The organism is Sphingobacterium shayense (assembly GCF_013179575.1).
GTDB classification, from domain to species: Bacteria; Bacteroidota; Bacteroidia; order Sphingobacteriales; family Sphingobacteriaceae; genus Sphingobacterium; species Sphingobacterium shayense.
Window position 1 is genome coordinate 38,755 of sequence record NZ_JABMCQ010000006.1, and the last position, 25,453, is coordinate 64,207.

Genomic DNA, 25,453 nt, shown 5'->3' on the forward strand with positions numbered 1-25,453 from the left:
GTTTGTCCGACTGGCATGGCCTTTGAAAAAGTAAGATTGTTTCAGGAATACCTCTAATTACTCATTATACTACGCATGATAAAGAATCATTTAAAAATAACCTGTCGGACATTATGGAAAAATAGAAGTTACTCTTTTATTAATATTATAGGTTTGGCGCTAGGTATGAGCGCAACAATTCTTATCGGTCTGTGGATAAGTTTGGAAGTAAATTTTGACCGCTTTTACACTGCTTCGAATCGGTTATATCAAGTCTATACTCTCGATGAGTTCGATGGTGAGAAGCATACATGGGGAGGGACTGCTGCTGTGTTAGGTCCCATTCTACAGCAAGAAAATCCTGAGATGGAGGAAGTCATTAGGACTGGGAGTGCAAGTTCTTTACTTCGCGCTGGATCTCAAAGTTTTAAAGCGTCGGGCGTGGTAAGTGATCCGTCATTTTTTAAGCTGTTCGACTTTTCGTTTATCAATGGAAATACGAAATCTCCAATCTCGGAGCCTAATTCAATTGTTTTGACGGAAGCTTTAGCGATAAAACTTTTTGGGACAACCAATGTGATAGGAAAAATTGTGCACGTTGATAAAGGAATCGCGATGGAAGTGCGGGCAATCATCGAAAACATTCCCAGTAATTCTACCTTTCATGGTGAAGAATTTTTTTGCTCTTGGGATTACCTTGAAAAGAGTGGTTGGATCGAAAATGACTCCTGGACAAATTATAATCACCAGACGTATGTTCTACTAAAAGAGGGAGTGTCCATGGAGACGGCGAATCATAGTATAGAAAATCTAGTTAGAAAGCACACGAATAACAATGTGAAAGCAAGTATTTATCTGTATCCCGCAAGCCGTTGGCATTTATATAACCAATCTGTTAATGGGAAAATGGTCGCTGGAAACATCACTACAATACGTGTGTTTGCACTTGTTGGTTTCTTTATCCTTCTAATTGCCTGTATCAATTTTATTAATCTAACGACCGCGAGCGCTGAAAGACGTGCGAAAGAAGTGGGGATACGCAAAGTTGTTGGAGCCCCGAGAAAAACTTTAATTCAACAATTTCTAATCGAATCCTTCATTTTAACCCTCCTTGCAGGCGCTCTTGCTCTGGTTCTTTCCTTACTTGTGCTACCCTTTTTCAATAGTATGATTGGTAGTGATGTTCGAATCGATGGTCAATCTTCAACATTTTGGGTGCTTTTCGTTGTCGTTATCATTTTTTCGACTTTAGGGGCGGGTATTTATCCTGCGTTTGTTTTATCAGCTTTTGAACCGATGCGAACGTTAAAAGGGCGTTTTATTTCTATAGGTAGAGGCTTTAAACCTCGTAAGATCCTGGTAACTTTTCAGTTTACGATTTCTGTATGCTTGGGCATATGCACAATTATTATTGGTCAGCAAATTCGTTATGGTCAAAATAGAGAAACTGGATATGACAAAAGTAATCTCGTATACATACCGTTGGATGGCAATTTAAAAAAGAACTACGAAGTTGTGCGCAATGAGTTGATCGAAGCTGGAGTTGCCAATAGCGTTACCAAAAGCTTGGGACGAATTACTCACTACGCAAATAATAGCTGGGGTTATTCGTGGCCGAATAGTAAACCAAATGATTTTGACGCCGTATTTAACGGCATGAGTAGTGACGCTGACTTTGCCAAAACCATGGGTATTAAATTGCTGGCAGGTCGCGACATCGATATTTACAAGCATCGCGCTGACTCCAATGCAGTGCTCTTAAACGAGGCCGCGGTGAAACGTATGGGATTAAGTAATCCCATTGGCACGCAAATCACTTCGTTAAAAGGTACAGAATATCAGGAAACCTGGAATGTTGTTGGTGTTATTCAGGATTTTGTTTTACAGTCTCCTTATGAAATTATTGAGCCGATGATTGTAAAGGGCCCGGCGAGTTGGTTCAGCTATGTACATATTAGGGTTAACTCAGCGAACAACCTGCTTTCGAACATAGAACAGATACAATCAATTCTGAAAAAATACAATCCCGGTTATCCTATCGATCTACGCTTCGCAGACGAAGCCTACGCCTCGAAGTTCATTCAACAAAAACGGACACAGGTAATGACGGCAATCGCCTCCGGCATGGCTATTTTTATTGCCTGTTTAGGTCTTTTCGGATTAGTTTCTTTTGCGACGATGCAACGAATTAAAGAAATCGGTATCCGCAAAGTATTAGGTGCATCAGTCACTCGTATCGTCGCAATGCTGTCTGCAGATTTTTTGAAACTTGTACTTTTATCTACTGTTATTGCTTCACCGATAGCTTGGTTTATTATGCAAAAGTGGCTAGAAGGTTTTGTATATAGAATAGACGTGCATTGGTGGATTTTCGTCATCGCTGGTGTAATAGCCATGATCATCGCGCTATTTACAGTTAGTGCCCTGGCAATCAGGGCGGCCCAGGCTAACCCGATTGGAAGCCTGAGAAGTGAGTGATCAGGGGTACTAAGATTAAGAGTGAGCGCGTCGATTTTAATTAGATTTTTTATTCTCCTGTTTACCATTGAAAAGCAGCCGTGACAAGTATTTAACATTGTCACGGATTATTGTTAATGGGAAATGCTTACCGTTTTTTTATGGTATTTGTTGTTCGTTAACTGGTTAAGCATAAAGTCCGCAACATCCGCGCGATTAATCTTAAGATTTAGGCCCTTATGGTTATTGTCAAAATCTATTTCATAGTTTTTAGTGATATCACCATTGCTGAAAGCACTAGGCCTTACGATCGTATAATCTAAACTACTATCGCGGATTAATTCTTCCTGTAGATTGTGATCAGAAAGCGCTCGTCTTAACAAAATACCAAACATAATATACTTCCATAGAAAATTTAAACTGTTGTAACTATCTCCCGCACCTAAGGTGGATTGGCAAATAAGCCGACTGATACCGACATTTGTCATTCCCTCAATTATATTTCCTGTCCCGACAGCTCTGATTTTTCCTTTAGCTCCGTCACCCAATGCGCATAAAACAGCTTCCTGACCCAACAATGCGCTTTCCAGATCTTCAATATTTTGCACGTCTCCCTTTACCACCCGGAGTCTTTCATGGCTAACATTAGCTAGTTTGTCCGGATCTCTAACGAATGCAGTTACTTGATGTCCCGTTGCCAATCCCTGTTTTACGATTTCAATTCCGACAGTGCCCGTAGCACCAAATACAATTATTTTCATAGTGTTAAAGTTTAATACTACAAAATTGAGAAGGTTCAGTGACTTAGAATAGAATAAAAACGACAACGGTGTTTTTATGGTCGGAAATCGGAGGGGGTTTTGCCAGTAAATGCTTTGAATACCCTTATAAAATGAGATTGATCAGAATAGCCATTTTCATAAACGACGTCTGTGAGCTTCGTATAATCATTGCCAGAAATCTGTTGCAATGATGCTTGAAATTTAATAATTTGAGAAAATTGCTTTGGAGAAAGTCCTGTTTCTTTCAAAAATCGCCGTTCCAGTGTTCGTATGTTTAAATCTGTTTGCTCCGCTATAAAGTTGATAGGTTCAGCACCTTTTAAACGGATAATCATTTGAATAGCTTTTGCAACGTCCAGGTCAATATTTTGCTTTCTACGCTCAAATAAATTCAAAAGCATCTCAGACATTATTTGAATTTTGCTTTCGATAGTTTTTGCTTTTAATAAAACGTCGGTTACTTTCGGAATATCCAGTTCTGGTATATTATCCAAATAGTAACAACTATCGTTAATACTTTGAGGAGCAATGTTCCAGAAAGCACGTAACACGAATGGATATAATTGGAAGACTATGATAAGGTGGGGGCCATCAACTTCAAGTTTTATGGGTTTGATAGTTTGTCCATAAAGAAAAATGTTTGGCATCTGTTTATTGTGTGGATGTATTTTTAGCCCATTTTTTGTTTGCTGAAACATCAGTCCCGGATATCCATCCGCAAAGAAGGGGAGATTTGTTTTTGCAGCCTCATCTTTACCCTCAATGACCCAGATGTTTTTTACAAAAAGTGAGATAGATCTATGGGGTATGAAATCCAAAAAGTTCATGTTTCTAATATCGTAAGTTGATTTTAAAAATATTAAACGAATATACTTATTTTTCGATAGGGGGTTCCTCCCAACGATGACAGAGAATCACGGGTAGACTCAATAGTATCGACTAGATTTGTTTTGAAGCGATTAGTAGAGTAAAGTTATTATTCTGATTGAATGTTAAAATACACAAGATTTTAAATTTATATCCGCGAGCGCTCATATCGAATTGAAATCGTTAACCTTTCGCGATAAATCAGAGATCCCATATGAGGTAATCTAAAACTTTAAAGTAAATTTGGTTATCGATTCAAAATGGGAAATGATATTTAAGTAATGATCAAGATGTACTGTTTTTCACCTTTGTAAACCTCTAAAAGCTATGAAGATGCAACTTAATAGTAAATCGACTATCTTGCTCACAGGGCTACTGACAGGTACGTTAGATGGATTATCTGCAATAATACTTAATCCCGCGATACCTGCTGCTAATATCTTTAAATTTATCGCAAGTGGGTTATTTGGTAGGGCCGCTTTGTCCGCAGGCATGGAAATGGTTGTATATGGTGTGTTGTTACATTATCTGATTTCATTTATATTTTGTATTGTGCTGTTACGGATCTATCCATCTTTCATTAAATGGTTTAAATACAACTTCATAATTGTTTTCGTCTATGGACTTTTGATATGGACGATAATGAATCTTGTAGTGCTACCGTTGAGCGGTATAGGTCCTACGGCTTTTCATTTTGTAAGTGTGTTTAAAAATATGATGGCCTTAATCGTTGCTTTCGGTTTGCCAATCGTTTGGATTGCTAGCATGATTTATAATCGAAAAGCAGATGTTAAAGAACATAACGCTATGCTATAAACAGGCATTGCTGTTTAGTTAGCCCATATTGGGCTTCCCGTTCCAGCAGACAGGATGATTACTAGATTTCACGCAGGATTAATAACTACAATTAATTTGGGAGGTGATATCGAAAAGGTGCATAGTCATTTTCAAGGGAACCAACTATGATGACGCCTATCAGGCGACCGTTGGAAAGCTTGGTTATGAGGTTTTTAGAAGGTGAGAAAATATTTGAACTTCTGCGCAATGGCTATTGCGATTCTTCTGTCCAAGAGAAGATCATCAAAATCGATGTTTAGATTGATGCATCTCCGAAAATAGAAATGTTATATTGTTTCTGCGATAAATTGTGGCAACGTACCAGAAATGTATAGATATAATTTGATTTTGCCAAAAATGGTCATTTCTTTTGTTTGAACAAAACCAGCTGTCTATGAAGAATAAAAATATTGAAATGTTCTATCCCAAAACAAGATCAGAATGGCGGGAATGGCTTATTAATAATCATGAAAAAGAGACTGCTGTGTGGATAATCCTATATAAAAAGGACGCTAATCAGCCTACGATATCTTGGGCTGAGTCGGTGGAAGAAGCGTTGTGTTTTGGTTGGATAGATAGTATTAAGAAAAAGCTTGATGCTAGTCGGTCCATTCAGTTTTTTAGTAAGCGTAAAGCTACTGGAACTTGGTCCAAAATAAACAAACAAAAGATTCAACACCTCATCGATGAAGGAAAGATGTTCCCTGCGGGTATGGCGATTATAGATATCGCGAAAAAGAATGGCAGTTGGACACTATTGGATCAAGTGGAAGACCTGATAATACCGAAGGATTTAGACAATGCGCTGGCAGAACATGTGGGGGCTAAAGATTATTTTTTGTCACTGAGTAGAACGAAGCGGAAAATGCTACTGCAGTGGGTTATTTTGGCTAAAAAACCAGAGACAAGATCGAATCGAATATATGATATAGCAATCCTTGCCGGTTTACAGAAGTTGCCGCGTGGGTTTTGACACGCGATAGGAGTGGACTGCTTAAACCTTGTGTTTGTTGCGTCCGATAGGTAGTAACATCTTTTATATCAGTTTATTTTCGGTTGCTATTTTAACCAATTCGATCATGTTTCTTGCCTTAAACTTCTGCAACAAATTTCTACGGTGTGTTTCCACGGTTATCACCGAGATAAATAATTTTTCTGCTATCTCTACTGACGTGTGGCCCTGTGCGATTGCTTGTAAAATCTGCTGTTCCCTTTTGGTTACTCTTGGAAGCTCAAAACTATTAGCTGAAGGGCGTAACATAATTTCTTGTACTTCTTTACTTAAAGCGAGATCGCCAATTATAGCATTTTCAACGCATTGAATTATCTCATAAGCATCTGCATTCTTTAATATGTATCCACTACCGCCATTTTCTAAAAATCGAAAAATTATGCTTCGTTCGGCCTGATTGCTTATTCCGATTACAATTGTTTTAGGCGATTTTTGTTTGATAATTTTACAGAAATCTAAACCATTCCCATCGCTTAGGACAATGTCTAGCAAAAGGACATCTATTCTGTTCTCCTGAATGAAATCTAATAAAGCAGCGCCCTTTGTGAAAGAGAAAATTTGAAATTTGGTACTCTGCTGCAGGAGTGATTTCAATCCTTCCAGAACCATTGGATGGTCATCAACGATCGCTAAGTTTAAGCTATTTTTATTATACATCACATTCTACGGTTATAGTGGTGCCTTCTCCTTGTACAGAAGTAACGTCTACTGTTCCATTAATCAATCGGACGCGGTTTTCAATGTTTTTTAGCCCTAGACCATACATAATTTTGGTTTTATCAAATCCTATTCCATCATCTTCGATTGTTAAACTAAGCGTATTTTCATTTTGACTTATTTGTACAATCAGATTGCTGGCTTGTGCATATTTGATAACATTACTAATACTTTCTTGGGCAACGCGGTAGAATACCAACTGCTTTTGAAACGGGATGTTTTTTGATAGGTTAAATGCTTCGAACTGAATAGACAAATGTTTATGTTCCATCGATTCTGAAAGTTCTTTTAGAGCTGTTTCCAGTCCGATATTCTTAAGTGTTTCAGGCATGAGGTTTCTGGAGATACGTCTCATTTCTGAAATAGATTTATCTATCTTTTTTAGAATATCGATAGGCGCACCAGGTTCTGCCGATGAAATTGACATACGAATATTCGCCAGCATCCCTCCGATACTGTCATGCAAATCCTGTGCAATTCGTTGCCTTTCTTGTTCTTCTCCTTGGAGCATAGCTTTTGTGGCTTCATATTTTCGCTCACTTTCAATACGTAATAGATCTTGCTGATGACCGATTCTGATTTGTCTACTCAGTTTTTGTTGATTCTTATAATTCCGGTGAATAAAAAAAGCGATTACTAGACTTACTCCAAGTGCACCTCCTAAGAGTGAAATACGCAGATTCTTATTTCTGGCAATTAATAGATTCTCTTTCTTTTCTTGCTCTAGTTTATCTATTTTTTGTTGTTTTTCTGTTGTCTGAAGTGTGATTTCCAGCTCATTCATTTTTTCGAGCAATTTTCGTTGTTGTAGCGAATCACTCAAAGCACCTGATTTCTTCATCCAATCGTAAGCTTGCTTGTAGTCGCCTAAGTTTTCGTTAACAGTTGCTAATTGCGTATAAGTGATTTTTCGGTTGACGGCTTCTTTGCTCAGGATATTCTCCTTCAAAATTTGCTCTAATAGCACTTTAGCGTTTTGATAATCTTTTTGCATCAGGTACACATTATACTTACGAAAATATAGCATATGTAACAACTGCGGTTGATTTTTGTATCTGGCGAGCTTCATTCCTTTGTCCAAACTAACTAAAGCGTTATTATGCTCTTGTGTTGTGGTATAATACATTGCCTCCTGATAGTAATAGTTGGGATAGTGTTGGGAGTTTGGAAATCGTTGTATAAGATCCTTCGCTTTGTCTAAATAGATTTTCGCGGATTTACTATCTGGCTTATAACAATAATTACTTATTAAATTGAGATAAGTAATTAGCCGGACCGTGTTGTGCGCTGGTATTTCTGATATTAGCGCTAATGCTTTCTTATGATATTCTTCTGCCGTGTCAAATTGGCCTACGGACATGAAGGTCAACCCTAATTGCGTATACGAATATATTAGTAGATCTGTGTTTCCATTTTTCTCGCTTAAAGGAATACAGCGCTCAGTTAGCATTTTGACCATAACGTCGTAACCTTTGTCTTCTACTTGAACATAAGCATAGTTGTACAAAGCTTTTATAAGTAGATCGGTGTTGTGTACATCGTGCTCTAATAAATCTATGGCAGCCTGATAATGATTTTTGGCGTTAGCTTTTTTTCCGTGGGATGCATAAAAAATTGCCTGATAGTATTCTAAAACTCCCTTTTCTATAAGATCTTTTTTAGGAGAAATCAAGACGGTCTGAAGTGCTTGCCAGCTTTTTGAGCTGTCAGTTTGTACCCAATATTCTGACAATAGAAGGTAGTTGTGTAGGCGAACGCTGTCGTTCGGACTCATCTTAAGGTCTCTCTCGATTTGCTTTAAATAGTTTATTTCGTCTAAGGGCATCAGTCGTTGTGCTTTTGATAGAAGACAACAAATAATAATCACAACTGATAGGAATGTATTTTTGAACATCGACCGTTGATTAAACCCCAAATATCTAAATAAAAAATGATTGCGAATGTTTGGTACTTAAAATCATGGTAAACCATTAGAAACAAAATCACGGTTTATAGTGATTGTTACAATAATGCAAACGATGGAAATTTGCCTATCACAAATAATGAAACTATTATGAAAAAGTTGAACACAAGGATTGCTCTTATAGGCGCTTTATCAGTATTGATATTCGGAACAACTGGTTGCAGCAAAGACGACGGCAGCCAAGAAGAGCCAGAGAAGGGTGGTACCTATAAGATTACTGTGAAGCTGGATGATGTTGATACTAACCAAGATTTTGTATCGATCTCAATCGCTGGGGGAACAATCGGAGGAAAAACAGATGTTTGGAAGGTAAACGGGGAGGTTAGAACTGGAGAGGGTGCGATAAGCTTAAATAAAAATGATTTCAGCGGAGCGACGAAATCTTACGTGATTGAAACTACTCAACCTATTCAGGCATTTGCTGCAGGTGTACAAATCATCAATTACGGTCAAAATTTACCTATTAGTTTGAAAATTGAAAAAAATAAAGAAACAAAGGTTAATGAAGAAAAGACGCTTACCGGAGACGGAGCTGATTTTACAAAACAATATTCTTTGTAAGATAAGCTGGTGAGATCTCGAAAACCAACGAGTCTAAATAGTAGCGTCATTTGTTTGCAGAGATAAAGCAAAGACTTCCCAGGTAACGCGCGTCGGCTGATGTTGTCTTGGATCGTACTCGATAAAATCCTGAAAAGAGGAAGACAAAAAAAGAAAGAGAAGCATAGCCTCTCTTTCTTTTTTTAGTCGTCATCCCACTCGTCATCGTCATCCCAGTATCCTTCGTCATAATCATCATAGAAATCTTCTGGATGTCTACTGATCGGTACATCGTTAATGATGCGTATGTTCGCTCTACCGAGGTCTACATTGATCATGAATGATGGAACATTTACCGAAAAGCGCCAGTTACCTCCGTCGGAGTATACGTAACCTCCACGGTAAGGGTCATAGAATGTATGGTAATCTTTGAAATACACATGTCTACGGGCATCATAACGGTGCGCCCTTGCCCAAGAAGGAGCACCATGCTTGCGTCGCTCTTTTAGGTATTCTTTCCGTTTCTTCGCAGATTCCCTATAATACTCGGCTTCTTTTTTACCACGCTCTCGGTAATATTCATCTCTTTTCTTTTCCCGTTCGCGGACATACTCATAGTGCTTCTTGTCCGCTTTCTTGCGGTGCTCCCAATATTTGTCATCACCGCCTCGTTGTGCCATGGCCTCATTAATTCCGGTAGAAAGTATTGTTAGACCGGCAAAAACAACTAATACAAACTTTTTCATAATAATTTATGTAAGCATTTAAACCCATTTCCAAAACTGTACCAAGTTTGAACAGTCGATTACTTTTGAGACTTGGCGATTTCGAAAAAGTTTAATGGTACTCCGCGTTGAGGCGAACATGAATTGTTTTCTGAATCGTCCAGCTCACCAATAAAGGGACGGGGCTAGTTGGGAAAACCCAGCTTTCAAAATTGAAACAGCTCGAATAGGCTGATTAGAATTGGAGATGGTTAAAGGGTAAATACATCGGTCGGGAAGTGAGAACACCCCTGCGTTTATCCCACAAACAGGGACTTTAAAAACATAAATTTGCTATCGTGCCCAGATCCGATTTATCGCATGTTCTCTTGATTGTCCATTCGCTTATGAGATTGGATCTTTGCAAAATAATAAAGTGGTTTATGGAAATGTTATTCGAGTTCAATATCCATTCTTCGCAGCAACTTGTCTTTCAAAATGTAAATGTGTTTTACTCTTCCGTCAAATAAAGAATTGCCTTCTAAATCTTTCACTTTTTGATGCACAATTATTTCTAAAGACCCATTTTCTCTATCGTTAAATTCCAGAGGCTCAACCTTGGGATTGATTTCTGTCCATTGTCGAGTCCAATACTCTCTAATTTCAGTGTGCCCTTTTACGTAGCCTCCTTCAAAGGCCTTTGGCCATTGAATCTCTGGGTGCATTGTTGATAAGGCCGTGTCAATGTCTCTTGCGTTGAAGGCGAGATACGCTTTTTTGATTAAGTTCTGGATCTGTATTTCCATATTTCGTAGTTTTAAGATGCTTCACTTCGTTCGCTCTATAGAAGGGGTTATGCGTTCTATGCGTTCTCTAGTGCCTGTTGTATTCTCATTTGTACAATATATAAAAAATACTTTTCCCTCTACAGCAAAGATAGCTTTTATCAAGGGATCGGAATATCAGAACTTTCTCGCTCAGTCGTCGAAAAACTAAAACAATTGTTACAACCCGCAAGTTCACAGTAGACTAGATAGCTTTAATTTAAAAATTTTCTTTCTTTTGGATACAACATTCCGAGAGTTGAACACTTTTTAGTTTTGCCATCTACAGATATTTGTATTATAATTAAACTCAAAGATATGAACAATAAAAAAGTGTGGTTTATCACCGGAGCATCAAAAGGCATTGGGTTGGCTTTGACTAAGTTGGCCTTGTCGCAAGGTAACAAAGTGGTCGCTACATCACGAAATGTCGATGCGTTAAAAAATGCTATCAATGAACAAGGGTCTGATTTTTTGCCGTTAGAAATGGACATTACCTCAGATCTAGATGTAAAAAATGGCGTTCAGAAGATCATTGATAGATTTGGCAGGATAGACGTAGTGGTTAATAATGCAGGTTATTCCCTTGTCGGTAGTATGGAAGAGATGACTGACGAGGAATTTCGCAAAACATTGGACGTTAACCTTTTCGGAACCGTTAATGTCTTGCGAAACGTAATGCCTTCTTTAAGACAACAGAAAGCTGGTCATGTTATCAATATTTCTTCCAATGCTGGTTATGTTGGTTTCGCCAATGCTACTAGTTACAACGCTGCAAAATTTGCGGTAGTCGGACTTTCTGAAGCATTAGCAGAGGAAGTAGCTCCCTTTGGTATTAAAGTAACGGTGATTGCGCCGGGGCAATTTAGGACTAATTTTATGGATAAGGGCTCCATGACCTATGCTGAGAATAGGATATCCGCATACGGTTTAGATGAAGCTGAGAAAATGTGGACAAACTATAGCGGACAACAAATTGGCAATCCTCAAAAACTAGTAAAAATATTAACGGAAATCGTCGAATTAGAAAATCCACCGTTGCGCCTGTTATTAGGAACAGATACCTTTCAGCTCATAAAAGAGCATCGTGAAAAGGAGGCGAAGGAATTTGAGGATTGGAAATCTGTAACGCTGTCAACCGATTTTGACTGATTTTCGTAATTTTACGAATATGAGGAGAGTAAAAAACAGTCCGTATATCATAAATTCAATTTCGGAATTGCACCGGCTGTTGGAGTTGCCAAAACCCAAACACCCCTTGGTAAGTGTTATTAACTTTTCGGAAATTAAATGCTTTGATGACGAGAATCTGCGAAGTGTTTCCTACAATTTTTATTGTATTGCTGTCAAAAATAATTTTGAAGGCAAAATGAAATACGGACAGCAATATTATGATTTTGATGAAGGCATTATGACGTTCTTTTCACCTATGCAGGTCGTCACGACAGATATTGTTGAGGGAATAAAATTGTCGGGTTATTGGTTGGTGGTTCATCCCGATTTTATAAGAAATTATCATTTGGGTAGATCGATCAAGAAGTATGGTTATTTCTCTTATTTAGTGTATGAAGCTTTACACCTTTCCCACGATGAAGAAAAAACGATAATTGGAATAATGCAAAATATTGCTCATGAATATCATTCAGCTATAGATGAGTTTAGTCAGGATGTGATTGTTTCGCAAATTGAAGTATTGCTTAATTATTGTAATCGTTTTTACAACAGACAGTTTATTACGAGAAGTGCGGCAAACAATGACTTGTTAATAACACTTGAAAATCTGTTAGTTGGACGATTTAACACCATAGCGTTGGAGGAATCGGGGCTTCCCTCTGTTCAAGAGATTTCCGACAAACTTAATGTGTCCCCGAGTTATTTAAGTGATATGCTTCGTAACATTACAGGGCAAACCACTCAACAGCATATTCATAATCATTTAATCGAAAAGGCCAAAGAAGCACTAACGACAACCAATCTGTCAATCAGTGAAATTGCCTATCAGCTCGGTTTTGAATATCCTCAATCGTTTAGCAAGCTGTTTAAGGTTAAAACTAATCTCACTCCATTAAAATTTCGAAAGTCATTTCGTTAGAACTCCTGTTACTTAGGAAACTATGGAATGCCTTACTCCAGCTTTGGCTTAATTGAGCCTTGATTTCGAAATATCAGTGAAAATAGATGGTAGAGTATGCATCTTATTTGAGATATCTGACTGTTATTCTTTCGCTTCTCATTCATTTCACCAGTAAAGAGCTTTCAAGGGATAAATTCTCCTTCGTGCCTCAGTCCGATTTATTCCATGGTCTCTTGACAGTTCATTCGCTTAAGAGATGGGAGCTTTAATAAAAGAATGGGATGGTGGGTGGCTACTTGCGTGAATTTTAGATAGAAATTGTTCGTCCAATATATTTATAACTATCGTGTATTTGAGTAGATATGAGTAAAGCTAGATAAGTTAATACATGCCCGAAAAACGTCGTGGAAGTAGGCATGTCCTTGTGGTGCAATAAATAACTGTTCAACGTCGAATCCTATTTTGCTTTTTATTATATTTATTATGCACGGACGGTAAGATCTAAAAAAAGAAATAAGAAATGGGCACTAAGACAAGAGAAAATCCAGAAGATACATTTATCATCAGCCACGTATTTGAAACAGAGCAAGCTAATTTATTTAATATGTGGATTGATCCTGAAATCTATACGAGTTGGATGGGGCCGACCGGAGCAGAAATGTTATTTATAAACGCTGACGTAAGAGAAGGTAGGGCGGCACTTTGGCAAATGACAACGCCTGATGGCATGACTAAATATGGAAAATTGAGCTACAAAACCATCAGTCCGAATCATCAATTGGTGTATGTTCAGAACTTTTGTGACAAGGATGGGAATTTTATCAAAGCACCATTTTCGGAAACCTATCCTGATCGTTTGTTGCTAACTGTGGATTTTAATCAACAAGCCGGAAACAGAGTGCAGATGACGGTTAAATGGGAAATCTTTGGCGAACCATCGGATGCGGAACGAAAGACTTTTAACGATATGAAACCTTTTATGGTTCAAGGTTGGGGTGAGTCATTTGTTAAAATTGACGGGTTATTAAAATCGAAAAAAAAATAGCGCTACCATACAATTGACAGGTTACGGCGGCGGACTTCGACAATAAAATTAGATAGTTTGATTTAATCGTTACTTTTAGAGTTTCGGAAGTGACCAGATTTTACGTACTTTTGCAGCATGGCTGTAGCAATAACAAATAGATAACCAATCCTTTAGTGCCTTCCTGGCATATTTCCGATCCGTCGGGAATAAACTTTCTTTTTTTTATTTAAATAATTATTGATATGATTCAATTAGAAATGATTGAAAAAGTCCAGCTTTGGGCTCAAAAAAGCGATGCCATATCCGCGGTATTCATGTATGGATCCTTTGTCAAAGACGAAGGTGATACTTATTCAGACATAGAGTTTTACGTGTTTTTAAACGCCGATATTGAATTTGATCGCTACCGCTGGGTTAATTCAATAGAAGATGTACGCATTTTTTTTATCAATGAGTTTGGCTCAGAAGTTGCAATTTTTAGAAATTTAATCAGAGGGGAATTTCATTTTCTTCCCAAACGTGAAATTTGTATATTAAAATCGTGGGTTGGCTTAGTATCTTTTGAATACTTTGAGAAAATGTCGTTGGTAGATAAGGACGGCGAGCTATCGGCCATCCTAACTAGCCTTAGCAAAGAGACGCCGAATCGGAGTTCTTCAGAATCGCTTAAATGGGTTTGCAATTCGGCAATTAACGGCCTTCTACACGCCAGAAATCTTCTGTTGCGAGGTGAACTCGCACATGCCCATCAAAGCTTGTTCTACGTTCATAAATACATTCTTTGGCTCATAAGGATTGAGGTGGATTCTACTGAACACTGGGAAAGCCCAACAAAAAAAGTAGAGGAAGATCTGCCTGCATATTGGTATAAGAAATACGCTCACTGTACTGCAAGATTAGATAGACAAAGCTTGATTGATGCTTATCGACATTGTTTTGTGCTGACCATTGAGTTGTTCCATAAACTTCAAGCGCCCACAGATTTGGTATGTCTTTTGGATGAAATAGGAGCCGAAATATAGTTCAATGTGATTGTTGGAATTGTACAGTATTAGATTACTGGCAATTCCATTATTCTACTTGATGTTGTTAACCACATGTGATCTTATTCTTACGATCTTATTGTCTTTAAACTGATAGAGGTAAAACTAAGCAAAGACTATCGAGTAAACCATAAAAGAAGATAAAGTTCTATTACAATCTGGCCAAAAAAAAACAAAACCCTGCAAATTGATAACTTACAGGGTTTTTAAGTGCGCCCACCTGGGCTCGAACCAGGGACCAAAAGATTATGAGTCTTCTACTCTAACCAACTGAGCTATAGGCGCGGTGGTATTTTTCATCAAAAGTCCGTGGTTACTCGCTTTTGACGATGCAATTATCGATATTTGTAGTGAGAAAACAAAATTTTAGATGCAAAAAATTAAAAATATTATTCTCGATTATGGCAATGTTATCTTTATGATTGACTTTGCCCGCGTTCAAGAATCGTTTAGTAAGTTGGGAATCAAAAATATAGATACTTTTTTCGGTCATCGGGCCCAAGATCCGTTATTTGATCAGTTTGATCGAGGAGAATTCACAGCTTCCGAATTCCGAACTAGAGTTCGGGAGATGATAGGTGACGGCTCGCTGACAGATGAGGCAATTGACGAGGCATGGAATTCATTATTAATAGGTGTTCCACCGGGTCGACACGGGATGTTGGAATATCTTCATGATAAATACCGAACGTTCCTCTTAAGCAACAATAACGAGATACACTATGCGCATTGTATGAAACATCTTCAGGAAGTATACGATGTACCTAGTAATGAACAGTTTTTTGAGAAAACATATTATTCTCATCTTGTTGGTATCAGAAAGCCAGATCATGCGATTTTCCAGTTATTAATTGACGAAAACGATATTATTCCTCAGGAGACCTTGTTTATAGACGATAGTCCGCAGCATCTAGAGAGCGCAAGACTATTGGGATTTCAAACAGCATTGTGCACACATGAAGAACCTTTGGAAATCTTAATAGAGAAGTTTGGTCTTTAAAATAATAATTTTATTTCTTTGATTAGAGTCTACTTTCACGTATCTTTGCAACACAAAATTTAAAGGGCACGAAAGGAGGTATACAAAGCACATGATTATCGTAAACATCAAAGAAGGAGAATCTTTAGACAGAGCGTTAAAACGTTTCAAAAAGAAATTCGAAAAAACAGGAGTTTTGCGCGAACTACGTTCACGTCAAGCATACGAGAAAAGATCTGTAACTCGTCGTATCCAAGTTAAGAAAGCAATTTACAAACAAGGCTTAAATCAGGAAACTGTTTAATCTTAGTTTTAATACAGATATAGGAAGGGGCTAATTCATTAGCCCTTTTTTTTATGTATTTTTTTAAACTGAAACGCATCAAGGGGTATATTTGTACTAAACAGGTAGACGAATGGAATCAATTATTTTTAATAATGAGTTACTAGCATTGTATAAAGCAGGAGACAGGGCGGTAATAATAGAGGCTGGTTCTGGGGAAAAGGCGAAGTATGATTTTAGGCAGGACCATCTTCAGAGCGCCAAATTTGTTGATCTAGAGCATGATCTTTCTTCCGTGCAGGATCCCAAATACGGCGGGAGACATCCGCTTGTGAGCATTCAAGAATTCTCTATGTTATTAGGAGGGTTGGGGATTAATCCGACCAGTCATGTTGTCGTATATGACCGCGCTCATGGCACTAACGCTGCAGCACGTTTTTGGTGGATGTTGCGTTCTGTAGGTCACAAAAGCGTGCAGGTGTTAAGTAGTGGTTTTGAGCAAACAAAAGCTTTCGGAATTCCTACGGAATCCGGCGAATCAACCCTTAGCGGTATAGAACCTTATCCAATTAACGGTTGGCAACTACCGATGAGTAGCATGAATGAGGTTGCTGAATCCATTAATGATGCTAATTCTGTTATTATTGATGTTAGGGAACAAAAGCGTTTCCGTGGAGAAACAGAGGCAATCGATCTTATCGCTGGGCATATTCCTGGCGCTATCAACATTCCGTTAGCAAACAATTTAACAGATCAGGGTATATTTAAATCTCCAGAAGAGTTGCGAACAATTTATGGTCCTTATTTTCAGGACAAAGATTTCGAAAAGATTATCGTTCATTGTGGATCTGGCGTCACTGCTTGCCATACAATCTTAGCCATTGATTACGCTGGACTGCCGATACCTAAACTGTATGTAGGGTCGTGGAGTGAATGGTCGCGTAACGACAATCCTATGGAAACAATATAGTTTTCCGTAGAACACCATGCTTATCAAGAGAATTGAACAGTTGTAATTCGATAACTGGTATATACTAAATTGCCCGATGGATACCATTTTTAAGAATAGAATTCTGATATTTACCATAAGCATTCAAATTTAAAAGGCTTTTTCACACCTATAACCCCAGATCGTCCAGATGTCAAAAAAGGAAGTCGTTTCGTTAACTGGTTACCAGAAACTCGTTGTTTTTATACTAGCAATTACCCAATTTACTGTTGTTTTGGATTTTATGATTATGTCGCCTATGGGTGATCTTCTGATGAAATCAATTAATTTAAAGCCTACCCAGTTCGGTGTAGCAGTGTCCGCGTATGCGTTTAGCGCCGGAATATCGGGGTTACTGACCGCGGGTTTTGCCGATCGATTCGACAGAAAGAAATTGTTACTCTTTTTTTATTCAGGTTTTATTGTCGGCACTTTTCTTTGCGGGTTTGCTACCAATTATCCTCTTTTAGTTGCTGCACGAATTGTTACGGGTCTTTTTGGCGGTGTAATAGGGTCGATTTCGATGGCGATCATCACGGATGTTTTTCGTTTGGACCAACGTGGGCGCGTAATGGGGTTTGTACAAATGGGTTTTGGGGCAAGTCAAGTGTTAGGTATACCCATAGGGCTTTATATTGGAAATGCTTGGGGATGGCAAAGCGCCTTTTTATGGATTGCGGTCGTTGCGCTAATTATCGCCATACTTATCGCATTAAAATTAAAGCCTATTACAGCTCATTTAGGACTCCAAAAAGAACGCTCAGCTGCTACACACCTATGGAAAACGTTTTCGAAAAGAGAGTATCGAATAGGTTTCTTGGCTACGGCATTGCTATCAATAGGCGGGTTTATGATGATGCCTTTTAGTAGTGTTTTTGCTGTAAATAATCTCCATGTTACCCACGAGCAGCTACCCATGTTGTTTATGGTTTCGGGTATTTCCTCGCTAATTATTATGCCTTTGATTGGTCGTTTGAGTGACCAATTCGATAAGTTTAAAATTTTTACAATAGCTACAGTGTGGATGATTGTAATGGTTCTTATTTATACGAGTTTGGGGCCGACTCCTTTTACGATCGTTGTAATTTTTAATATTATGATGATGATGGGGATTCTAAGTAGGATGACTCCGTCGTCAGCGTTAGTAACTGCTGTTCCGGAAATGAAAGACCGGGGAGCATTTATGAGCGTCAGTTCTTCTTTGCAGCAATTAGCCGGTGGTATAGCGGCCGCGATTGCTGGAATGATTATCGTTCAGAAAACGAATGAAAGTCCGTTGGAACATTATACGACGCTTGGATATATTGTTGTGTTTATTAGTATAGTGACGATTTATATGATCTATAGGGTAAGCATTATTGCAAAATCTAAACCAATTAAAGATCCAAAGATCGATTGAAAATGCAGGTGGCTAAACGGCATATCGAAGCCCAACCGGCATATGTTAATTTTTAAGCACGTCCCCCAGTCGAATATTACTGGATTAACGTGGCGGGATAACGACAAAATGAATTATTTTCCGAATAGACGAAAACGGAAAGAGTGCTTTCTTTTCGTTGGTATAATAACGTTACAAAACCCCGATTATCTGCCCTAGATAACAATTGCTTTCTTTCCGAGGAGAAGCGTAAAATAATATTTTTATAAATATATAGTAAATTGATAGATATTATATGGTAAGTAGATAAATATTTTTTAACTTTGTTGGTAAGTTATTGAAAAGAAGACAGTGTTTTACACTGTTAAATGATAAAGTGTTAATTGAGAGAGAAGTTAATATGCAGAGCTTTCGTACAGAAATAGAAAACCCAGTTGTTGCAAAGGAGATCATTGAGTTAGAGAAGAAGATCCGCGCGTATAGAGATGGGAACATAGTAGAGGATAGATTTAAATCATTGCGTCTAGCGCGAGGTATATACGGCCAACGTCAACCTGGAGTGCAGATGGTTCGGATCAAGTTACCTTATGGTAAAATCACTTTTAAACAAATTCTCAAGGTTGCAGATATCTCTGATGAATTTGCGAGTAGTAATCTACATCTAACTACGCGTCAAGATATACAGATCCATTTTGTTAGTCTTGATCGCACTCCAGAATTATGGGAGAAATTAGCCGAAGACGAGATGACTATCCGTGAGGCATGTGGGAATACCGTTCGTAATGTAACAGGATCTCCGCAATCAGGAATTGATCCCGATGAAGCATTTGATATTTCGCCGTATGCGCAATTGACCTTTGAATATTTGGTTCGCAACCCGATCTGCGCAGAAATGGGGCGGAAGTTTAAAATAGGCTTCTCTTCAAGTGACAAGGATACAGCTTTCTCCTATTTACAAGATTTTGGTTTTATAGCGAAAATCCAAAATGTTGATGGCCAAGAGAAACGCGGATTTACCGTAATGTACGGTGGAGGATTAGGCGCGCAACCGATTTTGGCAAATAAGATATATGATTTTCTACCAGAGGATGAAGTTATTCCTTTGATCGAAGCGACGATTCGTGTATTCGATCGCTACGGTGAGCGGAACAATAGAAATAAAGCGAGATTTAAGTATGTTGTGCAGAAGCTTGGTATCGAAGAAGTTTTACGTTTAGTAGAAGAAGAGCGGATCGCGATCAAAAGTAAACAATACGTGTTCGATAGGTCCCGTATCTTGCTTCCTGAGCCACCTAAAGAAGTTAATATAGATGTAACTCCGGTAGATCCATTGTCATACGAAATTTGGCGTACTACGAACGTTTTCGAACAAAAACAAAAGGGGTTTTATGGAGTTTACTTACGCGTGCCAACTGGCGATATTCCTACAGATAAAGCGAGAATACTTGTAAATTCAATTCGTGATCACGTTGCTGACGATATGCGAATTACGCAAGATCAAAATCTATTGTTAAAATTCGCACGCGAATCGTCCTTACCGCATATCTATAATGTATTACACAGTTTAGGGTATGCAGCAACTGGATATAACAGTACCGCAGATGTTACGACCTGTCCGGGAACAGATACTTGTAATCTGGGGATCTCGAATTCTACGGAGATGGCTCGCGTTTTGGAACATCATGTAACGACTCACCATAACGAATTTATATACGAACAGGATCTGAAAATTAAAATATCTGGCTGTATGAATTCCTGTGGTCAACATAGTTTGGCGCATATTGGTTTTCACGGTAGCTCACTGAAAGCTAGTGGGCGCGTATTGCCTGCAGCTCAAGTCATGATGGGTGGTGGCACCGTAGGGGGGGGGCTTGGCCGTATTTCAGATCGTATCACGAAAGTGCCAACAAAGCGTGTCCCTCAGGTGGTCGATGCTGTTTTGGAAGACTTCAAAGTAAATAAGTTGGAGAGTGAAAACTTCCACGCCTATTACGATCGCCAGACAAAAGATTATTTTTATCGTCTATTGAAACCTATCGCAGACTTGAGTACGTTAACTGAAGATGAGTTTGTCGATTGGGGACGAAATGAAGTCTATAATACAGCAATTGGTGTCGGTGAATGCGCGGGCGTTGTGATCGACTTAGTTTCGACACTTTTATTTGAGTCGGAAGAGAAACTTGAATTTGCTAAAACAGCTGTTGAAAAAGGCTTATACGCAGATGCGATATACCACGCTTATAGTTCGTTTATATCAACAGCAAAAGCGTTGTTACTTGATAAAGGTGTGAATGCCAGTACACAAATAGCGGTAATAAATGAATTTGACGAAAAATACGTAAAAACTGGTATTTTTGATTTTCCTGCGACATTTGCAGAACGTGTATTACAAATTAATAAATTTGAGCCTTCGAAAGAATTCGCCGATACTTATATATTACAAGCAACGGCATTCCATTTAGAGGGAGCGGATAAGAGAGAAGAGTCTCGTGTAGCGACATCATAGAGAGAAAGAGAAGAGATGCAAGGTAAACCATTTATCACACTCGTTGGCGCCGGTCCGGGCGATCCAGATTTAATTACTTTGAAAGGAATCAAAGCGATAAGGGATGCTGACGTAATATTATATGACGCACTAGTTAACCTAGAGGTCTTGGAGCATGCGAAACCTTCTTGTACTAAAATTTATGTTGGTAAACGTGCAGAACGTATTTCGACATCACAAGATTATATTAATAAATTGCTCGTCGACTATGCACTGACTCATGGGCATGTCGTTCGTTTGAAAGGAGGTGACCCATTTGTATTTGGCAGGGGTGGAGAAGAACTTGATTATGTGCGTCAGTTCAATATACCAACAGCGGTAGTTCCTGGAATTTCATCTTCGATCGGACTTACCGGATTACAGCAAATTCCACTTACTTATAGAGGGATTAGTGAGAGTTTTTGGGTTATCACTGGTGCGACTTCGGACGGGCACTTGTCTGAAGATTTATATACTGCGGTGAAGACAAATGCCACAGTTGTGGTCTTGATGGGACATGCAAAACTAGACCAGATTATTGCTTTGTATAAAGAAAATGGTCGTGGCGAACTTCCAATTGCTTTAATTCAAAATGGTTCACTGCCAAATGAACGAATTGCATTAGGAACTATTGATACGATTATTGAAGAGTCAAATAAGAAGACGATTGGTGTGCCCGCAATCATTGTTCTTGGAGAAGTTGTATCCAAGCACCTCGCGTTTAAGGAAATTAAAGAAAAGATACAATCACTGGCGATATAATGAATGAATTATTTCCTATTTACGTAAAACTCGATCTTATCCAAGTGTTAGTAGTAGGTGGTGGCGCTGTCGGTTTAGAGAAGTTGCAGGCGATACTTGCAAATTCGCCGCGTGCGCAAGTTCACCTTGTAGCGAAGGAAGTAAATAAAGGAATTCCTCAGTTAGTTAATGGAAATGAACGCATTAAAATTTCGGAACGTGTTTTTATGGAGAGCGATTTAGATGGTGTGGATTTAGTGCTTCTAGCAACGAACAATACGGCCTTAAACGATTACATTCGTCAACTAACAAAGGAGAAAAACATTCTTTTGAATGTTGCCGACAAACCAGATCTTTGTGATTTTTATTTAGGCTCTGTTGTTACAAAAGGCAATTTAAGGATTGGAATTTCAACCAATGGGAAATCTCCAACTATAGCGAAGAGAATAAAAGAATTTTTAAATGAGCTTCTCCCCGAAGAGATAGATGAGACCCTCGAATTAATGGGGGCTTTAAGAGATCAATTGAAAGGGGACTTTCAGGAAAAAGTTAGGGTATTGAACAAACATACAAAAGACGTTTTATCAAATAATTCATATGATAACGCAGATTAAACACGATATCGCAGATTTAGAGCCGCTTGACATTATCCGGTATATTCAGGATAATTTCGGTACGGATGCTGTTTTTTCGACCTCCTTCGGTATTGAAGATCAAGTAATAACGCATCTTATTGCCCAAGCGGGCAGTAAAGCATCAATATTCACCTTGGAGACGGGACGTCTATTCCCTGAAACATATTATGTTTGGAATAGGACGCTGGAAAAATATAAATTGCCTATAAAGGCGTATTATCCGAATACGGCTGCTGTGGAAGAAATGGTAAATCAAAAGGGACCTTCAAGCTTTTATGAATCCGTTGAGAATAGAAAGGAATGCTGTTACATTCGCAAAATAGAGCCTTTACATCGGGCGATAAAGGGTTTTAAAGTTTGGATAACTGGCATCCGTGCTGATCAATCGGCTAACAGAGAGGATATGCAGTCGGTAGAATGGGATGAGGCTAATAATATTGTTAAAATTCACCCAATTTTTCATTGGACCCTTTCAGATGTAGAAACGTTTTTAAAATCCAATGGAATCCCATATAATCCTTTACATGATAAGGGATTCCCAAGTATTGGATGTCAGCCATGTACGCGCGCTGTACAGCCGGGAGACGATTTTCGCGCCGGAAGATGGTGGTGGGAAGATAAAAGTAAAAAAGAGTGTGGATTACATGTTACAACGAAATAAATAGAAATGGATTATTTAGATCATTTAGAAGCGGAAGCGATATATATCTTAAGGGAGGTTGCCGGACAGTTTGAAAACCCAGCCCTTTTGTTTTCTGGAGGTAAAGACTCAATAACACTAGTACACTTAGCAATGAAAGCCTTCCGTCCAGGGAAATTTCCCTTTCCATTGGTCCACATCGATACAGGGCATAACTTTCCCGAAACAATTGAGTTCCGTGACTGGTTAGTTGAACAGACGGGCGAGCGACTGATTGTTGGTTCGGTGCAGCAAAGTATTGATGAAGGGAAGGCGGTGGAACAAAAAGGAAAGAACGCGAGCAGAAATTCCTTGCAAACAGTTACGCTACTAGAAACGATCGAAAAAAATGGTTTTGATGCATGCATTGGTGGAGCCCGTCGGGACGAAGAGAAAGCCAGGGCTAAGGAACGTATCTTTTCTGTACGCGATGAATTTGGTCAATGGGATCCAAAGCGGCAGCGTCCTGAATTATGGAACATTTTTAATGGGAAAATTAGTAAGGGCGAAAACGTACGTGTTTTTCCAATATCAAATTGGACCGAGCTCGACGTGTGGAACTATATCAAACGCGAAAACATCGCCTTGCCTAGCATTTATTTCAGTCACCAAAGAGACGTCGTATTAAGAAATGGCCAGTGGATGGCTTCTGATCCTGCGTTAAACGTCGATGCTGATGATATAGTTGAGAATAAATCCGTGAGATTCAGAACAGTAGGGGATATGACTTGTACTGCAGCTGTAGATTCTGTTGCAACGGAGTTAGATGATATTATAGCAGAGATCAAAGCCTCAACCGTAAGTGAACGTGGTGCTCGTATGGACGACAAAGTTTCGGAAGCAGCAATGGAAGATCGAAAAAAGCAGGGATATTTTTAGGCAATTGAGGATCATAATAACGAAATAACAAAGATGAATATATTAAAGTTTATAACGGCTGGTTCGGTAGATGACGGAAAGAGTACACTAATTGGTCGTTTATTATATGATACAAATTCGATTTTGGATGATCAGCTTGACGCTATTAAAAAGGCGAATAGGAAAAATAACGACGGTACTGTCGATTTAGCAATTTTGACAGATGGACTGAAGGCGGAGCGGGAGCAGGGCATTACAATCGATATTGCCTACAAATATTTCCAAACAGAAAGAAGAAAATTTATCATTGCGGATGCGCCGGGTCATATACAATACACCCGTAATATGATTACCGGAGCATCGAACTCTGAACTTATTATTATTCTGATTGACGCTAGAAAAGGTGTTATAGAACAAACCAAACGTCATTCGTTTCTAGCCAAGTTACTTGATTTAAAAAAGGTTCTGGTCTGCGTGAACAAAATGGACATGGTGGATTATGAGCAGGCTGCTTACGAAAATATTAAGACCGACTACTTAGCATTGGCATCGAATTTAGGTCTCAAAGATGTGGATTTTATTCCTGTTTCTGCTTTGAAGGGTGATAATATCGTACACGACTCAGAAAGGATGACTTGGTATGAAGGTCACAATCTTTTAAATTATCTAGAAACTGTCGAATTCGAAGATAACAGAAAGCAGCCATGGAGATTTCCAGTACAGTGGGTCGTGCGTCCGCAAACGGACGAGTTGCACGATTATAGAGGTTACGCTGGACGTGTTATAGGCGAGGGGTTATCTATTGGTGAAGAGGTAGTTGTTTTACCAAGTGGTGTGCGCAGCGTAGTAAAAGGTATTGAGTTTGCTGAAAAATCTCTGGAGGAAGCTCATGATGGACAATCAGTTATTGTACACCTAAGTGATGATGTTGACATTTCTCGTGGAGACACAATTGTCGCAGCGGATCGTCCGGCTTTGGCAGAGCGTAATTTCGATGCGAATATTTGTTGGTTTGATAATAAACCTCTGGATATTTCCACGGTTTATTTACTGCAGACTCATAGCGCGGTCACCAAAATAAAGATTGTTGACATCTTTTTTAAAGTTGACGTCAATACTCAAGAGAAATTATACGATAGTGAGATTAAGCTAAATGACATCGGTAAAGTTAGTATTAAAGCGGCCGGTGACGTTGTGTTCGATACTCAAAATGAATTTGCAGAGAATTCTAGAGCCATTATTATAGATCCAAGGACCAATTTAACTGTTGGCGCTATAATGATTGACAATGTAGCTTAAGAACATTCAAAGTTCGAAATATGTGAATGCCTAATAAGAGCTGAGTATGCAGTTTTTATTAGGTATTTTTCGTTGCACTAAATCATCTAAATTTATAGCTCTTGAGGACATCGGATACCGCGAGGGTAGTTTCTTTACTTTTCTATTTAACATAATATAAATTATAAGACAAATAACAATCGTTACTTATTGCTCTAATTACCCGGTATTTCAACATTATATTGTTATTTGTAGTTATAGATGTTCTGAAGATTATTGTTGGT

The 25,453-nt window shown here is 38.6% G+C and carries 24 protein-coding genes and 1 tRNA gene; 18 read left to right on the forward strand and 7 right to left on the reverse strand.

Features of this window, described 5'->3' with window-relative positions:
- Positions 1 to 75 precede the first annotated feature (75 nt).
- The gene (locus HP439_RS01750) at positions 76 to 2,457 is read left to right on the forward strand and encodes an ABC transporter permease (RefSeq protein ID WP_172388628.1); all 2,382 of its coding nucleotides are present in this window, start codon (positions 76 to 78) and stop codon (positions 2,455 to 2,457) included.
- A gap of 113 nt (positions 2,458 to 2,570) precedes the next feature.
- Here HP439_RS01750 and HP439_RS01755 read toward each other — a convergent pair whose 3' ends face one another.
- Together HP439_RS01755 and HP439_RS01760 are read right to left on the reverse strand one after the other, a co-directional pair.
- Positions 2,571 to 3,197 (reverse strand): NAD(P)-dependent oxidoreductase, encoded by a 627-nt coding sequence (locus HP439_RS01755; RefSeq protein ID WP_172388629.1) that lies wholly within the window; start codon positions 3,195 to 3,197, stop codon positions 2,571 to 2,573.
- A 74-nt stretch (positions 3,198 to 3,271) separates the two neighbouring features.
- Positions 3,272 to 4,045, reverse strand: a complete 774-nt coding sequence (locus HP439_RS01760; protein WP_172388630.1) for a helix-turn-helix domain-containing protein — start codon at positions 4,043 to 4,045, stop codon at positions 3,272 to 3,274.
- A 367-nt stretch (positions 4,046 to 4,412) separates the two neighbouring features.
- Between HP439_RS01760 and HP439_RS01765 the strand changes: the two genes are divergently transcribed.
- The gene (locus tag HP439_RS01765; protein ID WP_172388631.1) at positions 4,413 to 4,901 is read left to right on the forward strand and encodes a DUF1440 domain-containing protein; all 489 of its coding nucleotides are present in this window, start codon (positions 4,413 to 4,415) and stop codon (positions 4,899 to 4,901) included.
- A 415-nt stretch (positions 4,902 to 5,316) separates the two neighbouring features.
- Complete coding sequence (locus tag HP439_RS01770) at positions 5,317 to 5,895, forward strand: YdeI/OmpD-associated family protein (RefSeq protein ID WP_172388632.1); 579 nt, start codon at positions 5,317 to 5,319, stop codon at positions 5,893 to 5,895.
- Between the two features lie 63 nt (positions 5,896 to 5,958).
- Here the strand turns inward: HP439_RS01770 and HP439_RS01775 are convergent, their stop codons facing one another.
- The gene (locus HP439_RS01775; protein ID WP_172388633.1) at positions 5,959 to 6,591 is read right to left on the reverse strand and encodes a response regulator transcription factor; all 633 of its coding nucleotides are present in this window, start codon (positions 6,589 to 6,591) and stop codon (positions 5,959 to 5,961) included.
- On the reverse strand, positions 6,584 to 8,476 hold the full coding sequence (locus HP439_RS01780; protein ID WP_216657737.1) for a tetratricopeptide repeat-containing sensor histidine kinase: 1,893 nt from the start codon (positions 8,474 to 8,476) through the stop codon (positions 6,584 to 6,586). Before HP439_RS01780 ends, HP439_RS01775 begins: the two co-directional genes overlap by 8 nt.
- Before the next feature lie 228 nt (positions 8,477 to 8,704).
- Between HP439_RS01780 and HP439_RS01785 the strand changes: the two genes are divergently transcribed.
- Positions 8,705 to 9,175, forward strand: coding sequence for a hypothetical protein (locus HP439_RS01785; RefSeq protein ID WP_172388635.1), 471 nt, complete (start codon positions 8,705 to 8,707; stop codon positions 9,173 to 9,175).
- 182 nt (positions 9,176 to 9,357) lie between these two features.
- On the opposite strand, the gene HP439_RS01790 is transcribed toward HP439_RS01785, so the two are convergent.
- Entirely contained in the window at positions 9,358 to 9,900 is a 543-nt protein-coding gene (locus HP439_RS01790; protein WP_172388636.1) for a hypothetical protein, read from the reverse strand.
- Positions 9,901 to 10,310: 410 nt separating this feature from the next.
- Positions 10,311 to 10,664 (reverse strand): nuclear transport factor 2 family protein, encoded by a 354-nt coding sequence (locus tag HP439_RS01795; protein ID WP_172388637.1) that lies wholly within the window; start codon positions 10,662 to 10,664, stop codon positions 10,311 to 10,313.
- A gap of 336 nt (positions 10,665 to 11,000) precedes the next feature.
- On the opposite strand from HP439_RS01795, the gene HP439_RS01800 reads away from it, so the two are divergent.
- The 4 genes from HP439_RS01800 (at position 11,001) to HP439_RS01815 (ending at position 14,805) form a co-directional block, all read left to right on the forward strand.
- Complete coding sequence (locus tag HP439_RS01800; protein WP_172388638.1) at positions 11,001 to 11,834, forward strand: oxidoreductase; 834 nt, start codon at positions 11,001 to 11,003, stop codon at positions 11,832 to 11,834.
- A gap of 19 nt (positions 11,835 to 11,853) precedes the next feature.
- Complete coding sequence (locus HP439_RS01805; RefSeq protein ID WP_172388639.1) at positions 11,854 to 12,774, forward strand: helix-turn-helix domain-containing protein; 921 nt, start codon at positions 11,854 to 11,856, stop codon at positions 12,772 to 12,774.
- 502 nt (positions 12,775 to 13,276) lie between these two features.
- Complete coding sequence (locus HP439_RS01810) at positions 13,277 to 13,801, forward strand: SRPBCC family protein (RefSeq protein WP_172388640.1); 525 nt, start codon at positions 13,277 to 13,279, stop codon at positions 13,799 to 13,801.
- A gap of 224 nt (positions 13,802 to 14,025) precedes the next feature.
- A complete protein-coding gene (locus tag HP439_RS01815; protein WP_172388641.1) occupies positions 14,026 to 14,805 on the forward strand; it encodes an aminoglycoside 6-adenylyltransferase in 780 nt (259 codons plus the stop codon).
- 232 nt (positions 14,806 to 15,037) lie between these two features.
- Here HP439_RS01815 and HP439_RS01820 read toward each other — a convergent pair.
- Positions 15,038 to 15,111: transfer RNA gene (locus tag HP439_RS01820), tRNA-Ile, on the reverse strand.
- An 85-nt stretch (positions 15,112 to 15,196) separates the two neighbouring features.
- On the opposite strand from HP439_RS01820, the gene HP439_RS01825 reads away from it, so the two are divergent.
- The 10 genes from HP439_RS01825 (at position 15,197) to HP439_RS01870 (ending at position 25,190) form a co-directional block, all read left to right on the forward strand.
- Positions 15,197 to 15,826, forward strand: a complete 630-nt coding sequence (locus HP439_RS01825; RefSeq protein WP_172388642.1) for an HAD family hydrolase — start codon at positions 15,197 to 15,199, stop codon at positions 15,824 to 15,826.
- 91 nt (positions 15,827 to 15,917) lie between these two features.
- Complete coding sequence (rpsU, locus tag HP439_RS01830) at positions 15,918 to 16,109, forward strand: 30S ribosomal protein S21 (protein WP_172388643.1); 192 nt, start codon at positions 15,918 to 15,920, stop codon at positions 16,107 to 16,109.
- A gap of 112 nt (positions 16,110 to 16,221) precedes the next feature.
- Entirely contained in the window at positions 16,222 to 17,058 is an 837-nt protein-coding gene (locus tag HP439_RS01835) for a sulfurtransferase (protein WP_172388644.1), read from the forward strand.
- Positions 17,059 to 17,227: 169 nt separating this feature from the next.
- Positions 17,228 to 18,475 (forward strand): MFS transporter, encoded by a 1,248-nt coding sequence (locus tag HP439_RS01840; RefSeq protein WP_172388645.1) that lies wholly within the window; start codon positions 17,228 to 17,230, stop codon positions 18,473 to 18,475.
- Between the two features lie 379 nt (positions 18,476 to 18,854).
- A complete protein-coding gene (locus tag HP439_RS01845) occupies positions 18,855 to 20,960 on the forward strand; it encodes a HEPN domain-containing protein (protein WP_172388653.1) in 2,106 nt (701 codons plus the stop codon).
- A gap of 15 nt (positions 20,961 to 20,975) precedes the next feature.
- Entirely contained in the window at positions 20,976 to 21,740 is a 765-nt protein-coding gene (gene cobA / locus HP439_RS01850; protein WP_172388646.1) for a uroporphyrinogen-III C-methyltransferase, read from the forward strand.
- Positions 21,740 to 22,333: a precorrin-2 dehydrogenase/sirohydrochlorin ferrochelatase family protein gene (locus HP439_RS01855; protein WP_172388647.1), complete on the forward strand. Its 594-nt coding sequence runs from the start codon at positions 21,740 to 21,742 to the stop codon at positions 22,331 to 22,333. Before cobA ends, HP439_RS01855 begins: the two co-directional genes overlap by 1 nt.
- Positions 22,317 to 23,015 carry a phosphoadenylyl-sulfate reductase gene (locus HP439_RS01860; protein WP_172388648.1) on the forward strand — a complete coding sequence of 233 codons (699 nt, stop codon included), beginning with the start codon at positions 22,317 to 22,319 and terminating at the stop codon, positions 23,013 to 23,015. Before HP439_RS01855 ends, HP439_RS01860 begins: the two co-directional genes overlap by 17 nt.
- Positions 23,016 to 23,021: 6 nt before the next feature.
- Positions 23,022 to 23,912, forward strand: coding sequence for a sulfate adenylyltransferase subunit CysD (cysD, locus tag HP439_RS01865; protein WP_172388649.1), 891 nt, complete (start codon positions 23,022 to 23,024; stop codon positions 23,910 to 23,912).
- Positions 23,913 to 23,945: 33 nt separating this feature from the next.
- Entirely contained in the window at positions 23,946 to 25,190 is a 1,245-nt protein-coding gene (locus tag HP439_RS01870) for a sulfate adenylyltransferase subunit 1 (protein ID WP_172388650.1), read from the forward strand.
- The last annotated feature ends 263 nt before the right edge of the window (positions 25,191 to 25,453 follow it).

Coding starts and splice junctions, on each gene's coding strand:
- HP439_RS01810 (WP_172388640.1), top strand. CDS start 13,277: ATGGGCACTAAGACAAGAGAAAATCCAGAAGATACATTTATCATCAGC.
- HP439_RS01805 (WP_172388639.1), top strand. CDS start 11,854: ATGAGGAGAGTAAAAAACAGTCCGTATATCATAAATTCAATTTCGGAA.
- HP439_RS01860 (WP_172388648.1), top strand. CDS start 22,317: ATGATAACGCAGATTAAACACGATATCGCAGATTTAGAGCCGCTTGAC.
- HP439_RS01795 (WP_172388637.1), bottom strand. CDS start 10,664: ATGGAAATACAGATCCAGAACTTAATCAAAAAAGCGTATCTCGCCTTC.
- HP439_RS01845 (WP_172388653.1), top strand. CDS start 18,855: ATGCAGAGCTTTCGTACAGAAATAGAAAACCCAGTTGTTGCAAAGGAG.
- HP439_RS01760 (WP_172388630.1), bottom strand. CDS start 4,045: ATGAACTTTTTGGATTTCATACCCCATAGATCTATCTCACTTTTTGTA.
- HP439_RS01775 (WP_172388633.1), bottom strand. CDS start 6,591: ATGTATAATAAAAATAGCTTAAACTTAGCGATCGTTGATGACCATCCA.
- HP439_RS01815 (WP_172388641.1), top strand. CDS start 14,026: ATGATTCAATTAGAAATGATTGAAAAAGTCCAGCTTTGGGCTCAAAAA.
- HP439_RS01770 (WP_172388632.1), top strand. CDS start 5,317: ATGAAGAATAAAAATATTGAAATGTTCTATCCCAAAACAAGATCAGAA.
- HP439_RS01790 (WP_172388636.1), bottom strand. CDS start 9,900: ATGAAAAAGTTTGTATTAGTTGTTTTTGCCGGTCTAACAATACTTTCT.
- HP439_RS01750 (WP_172388628.1), top strand. CDS start 76: ATGATAAAGAATCATTTAAAAATAACCTGTCGGACATTATGGAAAAAT.
- HP439_RS01780 (WP_216657737.1), bottom strand. CDS start 8,476: ATGCCCTTAGACGAAATAAACTATTTAAAGCAAATCGAGAGAGACCTT.
- rpsU (WP_172388643.1), top strand. CDS start 15,918: ATGATTATCGTAAACATCAAAGAAGGAGAATCTTTAGACAGAGCGTTA.
- HP439_RS01855 (WP_172388647.1), top strand. CDS start 21,740: ATGAATGAATTATTTCCTATTTACGTAAAACTCGATCTTATCCAAGTG.
- cobA (WP_172388646.1), top strand. CDS start 20,976: ATGCAAGGTAAACCATTTATCACACTCGTTGGCGCCGGTCCGGGCGAT.
- HP439_RS01870 (WP_172388650.1), top strand. CDS start 23,946: ATGAATATATTAAAGTTTATAACGGCTGGTTCGGTAGATGACGGAAAG.
- HP439_RS01800 (WP_172388638.1), top strand. CDS start 11,001: ATGAACAATAAAAAAGTGTGGTTTATCACCGGAGCATCAAAAGGCATT.
- HP439_RS01765 (WP_172388631.1), top strand. CDS start 4,413: ATGAAGATGCAACTTAATAGTAAATCGACTATCTTGCTCACAGGGCTA.
- cysD (WP_172388649.1), top strand. CDS start 23,022: ATGGATTATTTAGATCATTTAGAAGCGGAAGCGATATATATCTTAAGG.
- HP439_RS01840 (WP_172388645.1), top strand. CDS start 17,228: ATGTCAAAAAAGGAAGTCGTTTCGTTAACTGGTTACCAGAAACTCGTT.
- HP439_RS01825 (WP_172388642.1), top strand. CDS start 15,197: ATGCAAAAAATTAAAAATATTATTCTCGATTATGGCAATGTTATCTTT.
- HP439_RS01755 (WP_172388629.1), bottom strand. CDS start 3,197: ATGAAAATAATTGTATTTGGTGCTACGGGCACTGTCGGAATTGAAATC.
- HP439_RS01785 (WP_172388635.1), top strand. CDS start 8,705: ATGAAAAAGTTGAACACAAGGATTGCTCTTATAGGCGCTTTATCAGTA.
- HP439_RS01835 (WP_172388644.1), top strand. CDS start 16,222: ATGGAATCAATTATTTTTAATAATGAGTTACTAGCATTGTATAAAGCA.